The organism is Actinomadura geliboluensis (assembly GCF_005889745.1).
GTDB lineage: Bacteria > Actinomycetota > Actinomycetes > Streptosporangiales > Streptosporangiaceae > Spirillospora > Spirillospora geliboluensis.
Genome location: NZ_VCKZ01000050.1, coordinates 21,561 through 30,729 on the forward strand (window position 1 = coordinate 21,561; position 9,169 = coordinate 30,729).

12 protein-coding genes are annotated in these 9,169 nt (G+C 72.6%); 6 read left to right on the top strand and 6 right to left on the bottom strand.

Annotation, left to right across the window (positions count from 1 at the left end; translation table 11 throughout):
• The first annotated feature begins 152 nt into the window (after positions 1-152).
• A complete protein-coding gene (locus tag ETD96_RS10090) occupies positions 153-713 on the top strand; it encodes a dihydrofolate reductase family protein (RefSeq protein ID WP_138636051.1) in 561 nt (186 codons plus the stop codon).
• Between the two features lie 7 nt (positions 714-720).
• Here ETD96_RS10090 and ETD96_RS10095 read toward each other — a convergent pair whose 3' ends face one another.
• Both ETD96_RS10095 and ETD96_RS10100 read right to left on the bottom strand, forming a co-directional pair.
• Positions 721-957 carry a hypothetical protein gene (locus tag ETD96_RS10095; RefSeq protein ID WP_138636052.1) on the bottom strand — a complete coding sequence of 79 codons (237 nt, stop codon included), beginning with the start codon at positions 955-957 and terminating at the stop codon, positions 721-723.
• The gene (locus ETD96_RS10100) at positions 954-1,286 is read right to left on the bottom strand and encodes a hypothetical protein (protein ID WP_138636053.1); all 333 of its coding nucleotides are present in this window, start codon (positions 1,284-1,286) and stop codon (positions 954-956) included. Before ETD96_RS10100 ends, ETD96_RS10095 begins: the two co-directional genes overlap by 4 nt.
• Before the next feature lie 40 nt (positions 1,287-1,326).
• Between ETD96_RS10100 and ETD96_RS44545 the strand changes: the two genes are divergently transcribed.
• On the top strand, positions 1,327-1,494 hold the full coding sequence (locus ETD96_RS44545; protein WP_171068954.1) for a hypothetical protein: 168 nt from the start codon (positions 1,327-1,329) through the stop codon (positions 1,492-1,494).
• Here the strand turns inward: ETD96_RS44545 and ETD96_RS10105 are convergent.
• Positions 1,484-2,383 carry a helix-turn-helix domain-containing protein gene (locus ETD96_RS10105; protein ID WP_138636054.1) on the bottom strand — a complete coding sequence of 300 codons (900 nt, stop codon included), beginning with the start codon at positions 2,381-2,383 and terminating at the stop codon, positions 1,484-1,486. The genes ETD96_RS44545 and ETD96_RS10105 overlap by 11 nt on opposite strands.
• Positions 2,380-3,204: an SAM-dependent methyltransferase gene (locus tag ETD96_RS10110; RefSeq protein WP_138636055.1), complete on the bottom strand. Its 825-nt coding sequence runs from the start codon at positions 3,202-3,204 to the stop codon at positions 2,380-2,382. The genes ETD96_RS10105 and ETD96_RS10110 overlap by 4 nt, the downstream gene beginning before the upstream one ends.
• A gap of 272 nt (positions 3,205-3,476) precedes the next feature.
• On the opposite strand from ETD96_RS10110, the gene ETD96_RS10115 reads away from it, so the two are divergent.
• The 3 genes from ETD96_RS10115 to ETD96_RS10125 all read left to right on the top strand — a co-directional run bounded on the left by ETD96_RS10115 (position 3,477) and on the right by ETD96_RS10125 (position 6,179).
• The gene (locus ETD96_RS10115; protein ID WP_135655624.1) at positions 3,477-3,830 is read left to right on the top strand and encodes a YciI family protein; all 354 of its coding nucleotides are present in this window, start codon (positions 3,477-3,479) and stop codon (positions 3,828-3,830) included.
• A gap of 155 nt (positions 3,831-3,985) precedes the next feature.
• Positions 3,986-5,164, top strand: coding sequence for an RNA polymerase sigma factor (locus ETD96_RS10120; protein ID WP_205719194.1), 1,179 nt, complete (start codon positions 3,986-3,988; stop codon positions 5,162-5,164).
• A 73-nt stretch (positions 5,165-5,237) separates the two neighbouring features.
• Positions 5,238-6,179: a threonine/serine dehydratase gene (locus ETD96_RS10125; RefSeq protein WP_138636056.1), complete on the top strand. Its 942-nt coding sequence runs from the start codon at positions 5,238-5,240 to the stop codon at positions 6,177-6,179.
• A gap of 10 nt (positions 6,180-6,189) precedes the next feature.
• Here ETD96_RS10125 and ETD96_RS10130 read toward each other — a convergent pair whose 3' ends face one another.
• Together ETD96_RS10130 and ETD96_RS10135 are read right to left on the bottom strand one after the other, a co-directional pair.
• Entirely contained in the window at positions 6,190-7,515 is a 1,326-nt protein-coding gene (locus ETD96_RS10130; RefSeq protein WP_240807457.1) for a serine hydrolase domain-containing protein, read from the bottom strand.
• Between the two features lie 131 nt (positions 7,516-7,646).
• On the bottom strand, positions 7,647-8,645 hold the full coding sequence (locus ETD96_RS10135; protein WP_386875480.1) for an RNA polymerase sigma factor: 999 nt from the start codon (positions 8,643-8,645) through the stop codon (positions 7,647-7,649).
• 95 nt (positions 8,646-8,740) lie between these two features.
• Here ETD96_RS10135 and ETD96_RS10140 point away from each other — a divergent pair.
• Positions 8,741-9,169: TetR/AcrR family transcriptional regulator (locus ETD96_RS10140; RefSeq protein WP_138636057.1), on the top strand; the 429-nt coding region annotated here is incomplete at its 3' end.

The window sequence follows — 9,169 nt, forward strand, 5'->3', positions numbered from 1 at the left end:
ATGCTGTTGCAATATACGACAAATCACCCAACGTTCCGCCAGGTGGGACGGCGTAATGATCCGGTAAACCCCGTGCGCGGCGGCGGTGCCGTGCGGGACAAGAGCAGGCGAGAGGCAGGCGCGGCACCGGTCGGATCCCCTGGAGGACGAGCATGCGCAAGATCATCAACTCGACGTACGTGTCGCTCGACGGCGTCGTCGAGAAGCCGCAGAACTGGACACCGGCCTACTTCGGGGACGAGGCCGCCGCCTACGCGCGGGAGCTGCTGTTCTCCTGCGGCGCCCTGCTCATGGGCCGCCGGACGTTCGACGGCTTCTCCCAGGCGTGGCCGGCGATGGAGGCGGCGACCGGCGACTTCGGCGTCCGGATGAACACCCTCCCCCACTACGTCGTGTCCGACTCGCTGAGGAAACCGGGCTGGGGCGACACGACGGCGATCCCCCGGGCGGAGGCCGTCGCCGAGATCACCGGGCTCAAGGAGCGCGACGGCCAGGACATCCTCCAGTACGGGTTCGGCCCGGTGACCCGGACGCTCATCCGCAACGGCCTGCTGGACGAGCTGCGCCTGTGGATCCACCCCGTCTTCGCCGGCCCCGCCGACCCGGAGCACCTGATCACCCGCTCCGGTTTCAAGGCCGCGTTCGAGCCGGCCGACATCACGACGTTCAAGACCGGCGTCGTCATCGCGACCTACGTCCCCGTCCGGGAGTAGCGACCGCCTACCGGTCCTCCCCCATGCGCAGGTCGGCGGCGAGGTCACGGCGGCGCAGCGCACCGATCATGACCCGCAGCACGAGCCCGAGCACCGCCGCCACCCCGGCGGTCATCACCAGCAGGGCCGGCCACGGGAACACCGCCTCGACGGGCGGGTACGGACGGGCGGCGCGCACGCCGAGCACGATGTGCGGGACGCCGAACTCGCGCGACCGCTCCCCGGCCGTCACCGCCGCGTTCACCGCGAACGCGATGGCGCGAGGGCGGCGGGGTCCGCTCCGGTCACGGCGAGCCGCCGCTCGGTCAGCGTGGGCAGGTCCACCAGGGCGCCCGCCGTGCCGCCGGGCACGCTCGGCAGCGCCGGGGCGATGCCCACCACCGTGATCGGCTGCTCGCCGTCGGCGGTGGACACGGTGACGGTACCGCCGACGCCCGCGTCCGCGCGCCGGGCCAACTCGCTCGTGACGACGCCGGGGACGGCGGGCAGCAGGTCGGCGTTCTCCGACGGGTGGCCCGGCGGCGGCCCGGCACCGGCGGCCATCGCGTGGACGGACACCCTGGGCACGGGCACGGCGTCCCCTTGGTAGGTCCGCTGATACGGGGTCGCCGGGATGCTCAGCCGCAGCAGGCCGCCCTCCACCGTCGCCGAGACCCTGGTCGCCGTGCGCACCGAGGCGGGCCTCGCCTTCGCCGGCACCCGGGCCCACCGCGCGTCCGACGTCCTGCTCGCGGGTCCGGAGCCGGGCGTCCGTGAGCGGATCGCCGCCGTCAGGGGATGAGGAGGTCGCGGAGGATCTGCGGGGTGCGGGACGGCGGTTCGGCCTGGACGCCGATCCGGTCGAGGACGTCGCGGTAGCGGGCGATGTCGGCGGCGCGGTCGGGGTACAGGGCGCCGGTTAGCTGCTCCAGGTAGACGACGTCGGGCAGTTCGGGCTCGGCGAACCGCAGCAGCGTCACCGGGCCGCTCTCGGCGGCGTGGCCGCCCGTGGTGAACGGCAGGATCTGCACGGTGATGTTCGGCCGCTCCGCCATCGCGATCAGGTGCTCGATCTGCGCGCGCATCGTCCGGGGGCCGCCGACGACGCGGCGCAGCACCGCCTCGTCCAGGACGGCCCACAGCTTCAGCGGGTCGGGGCGCTCGAACACGCGGCGGCGCGCCATCCGCAGCTCGACCCGGCGCTCGACCTCCTCCTTGGAGGCGTCGGGATGGCGGGCGGCGAGGAGGGCGCGGGCGTAGCCGGGGGTCTGCAGCAGTTCCGGGACGTCCTGGACCTCGTACACGCGGGCGACCAGGGCGCCCTGCTCCAGCCCGAGGTAGGGCTCGTACCAGCCGGGCACCACGTCGCCGTACGCGTGCCACCAGCCGGGGGTGCTGGCGTGCGCGGCCAGTTCCAGCAGCGTGTCGCGGACGCCGGGATCGGTCACGCCGTAGAGGGTCAGGAGGTCGGCGATGTCGCGCTCCTTGAAGCCGACCCGGCCCAGCTCCATCCGGCTGATCTTGGAATGCGAGCCGCGGATCTCGTACCCGGCGTCCTCGGTGGAGATCCCGGCCGCCTCGCGGAAGCGGCGCAGCTGCGCGCCGACCACCATGCGCAGCACGGTGGGCCCGGCGGCCCGCAGGTCCGGCGCGGTATGCAGCGGCTCGTCCGGGCGGGGGCGGGCGGTCATGATCTCTTCACGCCCACGGCGCAGAACTCGTCCACCTCGTCCGGCTCGCCGAACGGGCCGGCCTCGGCGCGCCACCGCGACACCGGCACGACTCCCGGCTCCAGGATCTCCACGTCCTCGAAGAAGCCCGCGATCAGCTCGGGGGTGCGCAGGTGGTAGGGGGCGTCGCTGGCCTGGTTCCACATCTCGATGGCGCTCCGGAACGCCTCGCCGGTGACGACGTCCGTGCCGTCGGCGATCACCAGGTGGCTGCCGGTCGGAAGCGCTCCCATCAGGTGCCGGACGACCGCGCGCGCCTCGTCGTAGTCGGCGACGTGCCCGAGGATGTTCAGCAGCATCAGCCCGACGGGTTCACTGAGGTCGAGGGTGCGGCCGGCCTCGGCGAGGATGCGGGCGGGGTCGCGCAGGTCGGCGTCGACGTAGCTGGTGGCGCCCTCCGGCCTGCTGGTCAGCAGCGCGCGGGCGTGCGAGAGGACGAGCGGGTCGCTGTCGACGTAGACGATGCGGGACTCGGGCGCGACGCGCTGCGCGACCTCGTGGGTGTTGTCGACGGTGGGCAGGCCGGTGCCGATGTCGAGGAACTGCCGGATGCCGACGGGGCCCGCCAGGTAGCGGACGGCGCGGGAGAGGAAGGCCCGCGAGTGCCGGGCGATGTCCACGATCTGCGGGTAGGCGGCCACGAACTGGTCGCCGGCGGCCCTGTCGACGGGGTAGTTGTCCTTGCCGCCGAGCCAGTAGTTCCAGATGCGCGCGGACTGCGGCACCGTGTCGTCGATGTCGGGCTCCGGTCGCGGACCGGTATCCGGTGCCGAATCTCCCACGGAACTCCTCCTCGACAGGAAAGAAAACTACCTACGGAGAGAAGTTACTCGACGCCGGGCCGCTTGCCCACCGGTCCCGAACCGCCCGTTTTGTCGTGATCTGCGGGAATATCTGGCGGCCAGGTCGCCCCGCTGGCGGGCTGACCTGGCACGATCCATGCTCCGAAGAAAATCCGAAAAAAGTCGATCCGGGATGTCGATCCGCCCTCCCCCTCTTCGACGCGCCAGTGAAGGCTGGGGATGACCCCGGACACCGACCACAGGAGGCAGCCATGCGATTCATGATGATGACCACCGACACCGGCCCCGACACCGCTCCGCCGGACGAGCGGATGCAGCAGGAGATGGGCGAGTTCATCGCGGAGATGGCCAAGTCGGGGGTGCTGCTCGCGACCGGCGGGCTGGAGCCGGACGGCACGCGCATCAGCGCGGTCGACGGCAAGATCACCGTCACCGACGGCCCGTTCGCCGAGTCGAAGGAGGGCGTCGTCGGCTTCGCGCTGATCGAGGTCCGCACCCGCGAGGAGGCGATCGAGCTGTCCAAGCGGTTCTACGGGATCGTCGGGGGCGGCGAGGGCGTCATCAAGCAGGTGTTCGGCCCGGACGACCCCTACCCGGGGCAGTGATCGCGCGCTGAGCTTGCGCGGCGGCCGGTGCGGATGCTCTCATCGGCGGCGTGACGGCTTCGACAGGGCCCGGTGGGCACGCGCCCGGCGTGCGGGCGAGCGTCGACGCGGTGTGGCGGCTGGAGTCCGCGCGCATCATCGGCGGCCTCGCGCGGATGGTGCACGACATCGGGCTCGCCGAGGAACTCGCGCAGGACGCGCTGGTCGCCGCGCTCGAACAGTGGCCCGAGTCAGGCGTCCCGGACAACCCGGGCGCCTGGCTCATGGCCGTCGGCAAGCGCCGCGCCATCGACCGCATCCGCCGGCAGCAGCGCTTCGCGCACAAGCTGGAGGAGATGGGCCGCGACCTGGAGAGCCAGGCGCCGCCGGAACTCGACGTCCCGGACGAGGGGCACATCGAGGACGACGTCCTGCGGCTGATCTTCACGGCCTGCCATCCCGTGCTGTCGGTGCAGGCGCGGGTGGCGCTGACGCTCCGGATGCTCGGCGGCCTCACCACCGACGAGATCGCGCACGCGTTCCTGGTCTCCGAGTCGACCGTGGCGCAGCGGATCGTCCGGGCCAAGCGGACCCTGGCGGACGCCGGCGTGCCGTTCGAGGTCCCGCAGGGCGACGACCGCGCGGCGCGGCTGTCGTCCGTGCTGGAGGTCGTCTACCTCATCTTCAACGAGGGCTACGCGGCCTCCACGGGCGACGCCTGGGTGCGGACCGACCTGTGCCAGGAGGCGCTGCGCCTCGGCCGCATCCTCGCCGAACTCGCGCCGGGCGAACCCGAGGTGCACGGGCTCACCGCACTGATGGAGATCCAAGCGTCCCGGACACGCGCGCGCACCGGGCCGTCCGGCGAACCCATCCCGCTCTTGGAGCAGGACCGCGCCCTTTGGGACCGGCTCCTCATCCACCGGGGCTTCGCCGCCCTGCTCCGCGCCAAGGCCATCGGGCAGCCGCCCGGCCCCTACGTCCTGCAAGCGGCCATCGCCGCCACCCACGCGCAGGCCCTCGCCGCCGAGGACACCGACTGGACGCAGATCGCGTCCCTCTACGAGATCCTCGCGAGGGTCGCCCCGTCACCCGTCGTGGAGCTGAACCGGGCGGTCGCGGTCGGCCGGGCGCACGGCCCGGAGAAGGGCCTGGAGATCACCGACGCGCTGCTGGACGAGCCGTCGCTGCGCGGCTACCACCTGCTGCCGAGCGTCCGCGGCGACCTGCTCGAACGCCTCGGCCGCCGGGAGGAGGCCCGGGAGCAGTTCGAGCGCGCCGCGGAGCTGACCCGCAACGCGCCGGAGCGCGCGGTGCTCCTCGACCGGGCCGCCGCGCTCGGCGGCCCGGAGTGACGGCGCTCCCGGCCGCCCAACGCATCGTCATGCGCCAAACTGGGATTGACTGCTGAGGCCGGGAGGAAGATCGATGATCGCTGAATCGGACGTCCGGGCGGCGGCCCGCCGCGTCGCGGGCCGCGTCCGCCGCACGCCGCTGATCGAGGTCGACCCGGCCCCGCTCGCGCCCGCCGGGCGGATGTGGCTGAAACTCGAACTCGCCCAGCACACCGGGTCGTTCAAGGCGCGCGGCGCGTTCAACCACGTCCTCGCCGCGCGCGACGCGGGGCGGCTTCCGCGCGCCGGCGTCGTCGCGGCCTCCGGCGGCAACGCGGGCCTCGCGTTCGCGTACGCGGCGGCGGAGACCGGCGTGCCCGCCGAGGTGTTCGTCCCGGAGACGGCGCCGGCGGTGAAGGTCGCGCGGCTGCGCGCCCTCGGCGCCGCGGTCGTCCAGGTCGGCACGCGGTACGCCGAGGCGCAGGACGCCGCCCTCAAGCGCGCCGCCGACGCCGGCGCGCTGTTCTGCCACGCCTACGACCTGCCGGAGGTCTGCGCCGGCCAGGGCACCCTCGGCCTGGAGATCCTGGAGCAGACCGGCGGCGAGGTCGACACCGTGCTGCTCGCGGTCGGCGGCGGCGGCCTGATGGCCGGGGTCGCCACGGCCCTCGACGGGCGGGCCCGCGTCGTCGGGGTGGAGCCGGCGACGATCCCGACGCTCGAACGCGCCCTGCACGCCGGCGGCCCGGTCGACGTGGCGGTGTCCGGGGTCGCGGCGGACTCGCTCGGCGCCACCCGGCTCGGCGACATCGCGTTCGCGGTCGCGTCCCGCACCGGAGTGCGGCCCGTCCTCGTGTCCGACGAGGCGATCATCGATGCGCGCCGGTTCGTGTGGGACGAGTACCGCCTGGTCGTGGAACACGGCACCGCCGCCGCGGTCGCCGCCCTCCGCGCCGGCGCCTACCGCCCGTCCCCGGACGAGCGTGTGCTGATCGTCCTGTGCGGCGCCAACACCAACCCCTCCGACCTGGCCTGACGCGTTCCGGTCAGGAGACGGCGCGGAACGACTGGAGCGGCAGCAGCCGGAGGGGTGCGCCGGGGGTTGCCGTTGCCGTTGCGGGGCGGGTGCCGCAGAGGGCCTCGACGACGTGGGCGGCGAGCGCGTTGTCGATCGGGTGCGGGACGGGCGCGCCGTTCGCGTCGAGCTGCTGGTACTTCATCAGGTTGAAGGCGACCGACACCTGGCGCGCGCCGCCGGCGGACGACAGCGCCTGCGTGCCGGCGCCGAAGACGGCGCCGTCGTGGCCCCAGAACGTCCCGCACGGCAGGTCGAGCGCGTAGAGGCCGAGACCGTAGTCCATCAGGACGTTGCCTTCGGCGTCCTGCACGGGGACGGTGCGCTTCATCTGGGCCAGCGCGTCCTTGCCGATGATGTGGCCGGTGAGGAGCTTGCGGTAGAAGCGGTTGAGGTCGTCCATGGTGGAGACCAGTGCGCCCGCCGTCCACGCCCAGCTCATGTTGTAGACGCTGTAGTCGCGCGGGGGCTGCACGTGCTGGTACAGCGATTCGTACATGCGCGGGTGGGGCTCGGCGATCCAGGGTGAGGACGGGAAGTAGGTGTCCTTGAGCCCGGCCTTCTCGATGACGTTGCGGGTGATGTACTGCTCCGCCTTGGTTCCCGTCACCTTCTCCAGGAGCTTCCCGGCGATGATGTAGTTGGTGTTGGAGTACGACCAGCGCTCCCCCGGCATCCCGGTGCGCGGCGCCTGCACGCCCCACGCGATGAGCTGGTCGGGCGGAACGTTCCGGAAGCGGTAGTCGTCGAGGCTCTTCGGCGACAGCTCCGTCCACGATGGGAACGCCGTGCCGACGTAGTCGCCGATCCCGCTCGTGTGGTTCAGCAGCATGCGGACCGTGACCTGGTCGCCGAGCCGCCCCGGAAGCAGGCCCGGCAGATAGTGCCCGACCGGCACGTCCAGGCCGATGCGCCCCTTCTCGGTCTCCTGGAGGACCGCGGCGGCGACGAACGACTTGGTGATGCTGCCGACCCGCTGCCGCATGCCGGGCGCGACCGGGCGGCGCGTGCGCGCGTCGGCGACGCCGGACGCGCCGTCCCACGCGGTGCGCCCGTCGCGCGCCTGGGAGAACAGCCCGTACATGCCCGCGTCGCGGGTGGCGTCCAGGGTGGCGCGCAGCTTCGCGGCGTCGAACGCCACGGTCGGCGGCCGCAGCGTCGTGGTGGACGTGGGCGGGGTCGCCGCGGGGGCGGTGGACGCGGCGCCCGGTCCGGCGGCCCGCGCGGGGGCCGGAACCGCCAGCAGCGCCAGTGCCACGGCCGCAGCCGCGGCCCGCCCGAACCGCCTCGCCATCATCCCCAACTCTCCACGCACCCCAGGACGTCCAGAGAAAAGTGTCCTCGGCGATCAGCCGCTCTGTCATCCCAATACGTGAGAATTCAACGGCCCGGTTCACCGGGTGAACCGGGCCGCACTCGGGGTCCGCCTCAGCCGAGCAGGTCGGCGAGGGTCTCCCGGCGGGACGGGTGACGCAGCTTGTGCATGCCCTTCGACTCGATCTGCCGGATGCGCTCGCGCGTCACCCCGTAGACCTTGCCGACCTCTTCGAGCGTCTTCGGCTCGCCGCCGGACAGCCCGAAGCGCATCGAGATGACGCCGGCCTCGCGCTCGGTGAGCGTCTCCAGCACCGCGTCCAGCCGCCCGCGCAGCATGGAGGACGCGACGACGTCGGCGGGGTCGCCGCCGTCCGGGTCCTCGATGACGTCGCCGAGCTCGCCGTCGCCGTCCTCGCCGAGCGGGGTGTGCAGCGACAGCGGCTCGCGGGCCTGCCGGCGCAGCCACTCCACCTTCTCGGGGGTGATGTCCAGCTCGACGGCCAGCTCCTGCGAGTTGGGCTCGCGGCCGAGGTCCTGCATCATCCGCCGCCGGACGCGCGTCATCCGGTTGAGGACCTCGACGACGTGCACGGGGATGCGGATGGTGCGGCTCTGGTCGGCCAGCGCGCGGCTGATCGCCTGCTTGATCCACCAGACGGCGTAGGTGGAGAACTTCAGGCCGCGGCGGTACTCGAACTTCTCCACCGCGCGGATCAGCCCGAGGTTGCCCTCCTGGACGAGGTCGTTCAGCGGGAGGCCGTGGCCCATGTAGCGCTTGGCGAGCGACACGACGAGGCGGAGGTTGGCCTCGACCATGTGCTCCTTGGCGCGGCGCCCGTCGGCGGCGATCCACTCCAGGTCCTCCTTGTCCTGGAGGGGGAGGTCGTCGCCGAGGGTCTCGAGACGTTCGCGGGCGAACAGGCCGGCCTCGATGCGCTTGGCCAGGTCGACCTCCTGCTCGGCGGTGAGCAGCGGGGTGCGCCCGATCCGGGACAGGTAGTCCTTCATCGGGTCGACGAGGTTCACGGTCGCGCGGGGGGACGCGCTGGGCGCGTGGCTGGCGTTCAGGGCGGTGTCCTTTGCTCGTCCGGCCGGGAGGGAACGGGTCACCCGATCTCGGTACCCGTCTGCCTTGCGACATAAACTTAGGACGAACCTAGAGATGTGTCAATGACAAACTTAGGTCGATATGCAATGATGTCCGCATGGGACTGCGGGAGATGAAGAAGCAGCAGACGAGGCAGAACATCTCGAACCAGGCGACGCGCCTCTTCCTGCGGCACGGCTTCGACCGGGTGACGATCGCCGACGTCGCGGCGGCGGCGCAGGTCGCGAAGATGACCGTGACCAACTACTTCCCCCGCAAGGAGGACCTCGCACTCGACCTGCACGAGGAGTTCACCGGCCTGCTCGCCCGCACGGTCGCCGGCCGCGCCCCCGGCGAGTCGGCGCTGGCCGCGCTGCGCCGCGCGTTCCTCGCCGCCGCCGACCGGCAGGATCCGGTCATCGGCTTCTCCGGCCCGGACTTCGCCCGCATGATCGTCGAGAGCCCCGCGCTGGTCGCCCGCCTCCGCGAGTTCCACGAGGAGCGCGAGGACGCCCTCGCCGCCGTCCTCGCCGAGGGGGCGGACGGG